The sequence below is a fragment of the Shewanella saliphila genome, from assembly GCF_014648295.1.
GTDB lineage: Bacteria > Pseudomonadota > Gammaproteobacteria > Enterobacterales > Shewanellaceae > Shewanella > Shewanella saliphila.
In genome coordinates, this window is record NZ_BMQV01000098.1 from 1 (window position 1) to 1200 (window position 1200).

At 39.7% G+C, this 1200-nt stretch carries 1 protein-coding gene; it reads left to right on the top strand.

All coding sequences use genetic code 11. The annotated features are described in order from the left end of the window. Nucleotides 1–104 precede the first annotated feature (104 nt). A complete protein-coding gene (locus IEY48_RS20230; RefSeq protein ID WP_188923337.1) occupies nucleotides 105–1145 on the top strand; it encodes an IS481-like element ISSde2 family transposase in 1041 nt (346 codons plus the stop codon). The last annotated feature ends 55 nt before the right edge of the window (nucleotides 1146–1200 follow it).

Sequence of the window (1200 nt, forward strand, 5' to 3'; positions counted from 1 at the left end):
TGTATTAGTCTCGACTTGATCTGACATTCAACTTGAAAAAGTGAGAGTTACCCGTTTTGATAAAGGTGTCGAATCTTTTAATCAAAACCAAAAAGGTAACTCTCATGTTTCATACTAACAATCCAATCATTAAACACAAAGCAGGTTTACTCAATTTAGCTGAAGAGCTAGGTAACGTATCTCGTGCATGTAAAGTTATGGGTGTCTCTAGAGACACATTTTATCGCTATCAAGAGCTTGTTGAGGATGGTGGTATTGACGCTTTAATCGAAAGAACACGCAGAACACCCAATCTAAAAAACCGAGTTGATGAAGCAACCGAACAGTCAGTAATTAAATATGCTATCGACTTCCCTGCTCATGGCCAGCATAGAACCAGTAATGAACTACGCAAGCTTGGTGTTTTTGTATCGGGCAGTGGTGTTCGCTCTATTTGGCTTCGTCATAGCCTAGAGAATTTTAAGAAACGGCTCAAAGCTTTAGAAGATAAGGTCGCTAATGATGGGATCATACTCACTGATGCGCAAGTTGCAGCTCTTGAAAAGAAAAAGCATGATGATGAAGCGTGTGGTGAGATAGAAACCCATCATCCTGGGTATCTTGGTTCTCAAGACACCTTCTATGTTGGCAATTTAAAAGGTGTCGGTAGGATATACCAACAAACCTTTGTTGATACTTACAGCAAGGTAGCATTTGCCAAGCTTTACACGACTAAAACACCAATCACAGCGGCCGATGTACTTAACGATAAAGTCCTGCCTTATTTCGAGCACCACGAGCTTCCAATGCTTCGAATATTAACGGATAGAGGAACAGAATACTGTGGTCGAGTGGAGCATCATGATTACCAGTTATATCTGGCAATTAATGATATCGATCATACAAAAACAAAGGCAATGTCACCTCAGACCAATGGCATTTGTGAGCGATTTCATAAGACAATTTTAAATGAGTTCTATCAAGTCACTTTCCGCAAAAAGTTATATGACAATTTAGAGGTGCTGCAAAAAGATCTAGACGAATGGATGAATTACTACAACAATGATCGAACTCATCAAGGCAAAATGTGTTGCGGAAGAACTCCGCTTGAAACATTGCTTGATGGGAAACGAATTTGGGCTGAGAAAAATTTAGCTCAAATCTAAACTGACAGGCACCATTAAAAATGGGTAACTGTCAGATCAAGTCTGAGCTAGTACA

Bases quoted from the DNA above. Each gene is read 5' to 3' on its own strand.
- IEY48_RS20230 (WP_188923337.1), top strand. From the start codon at position 105: ATGTTTCATACTAACAATCCAATCATTAAACACAAAGCAGGTTTACTC.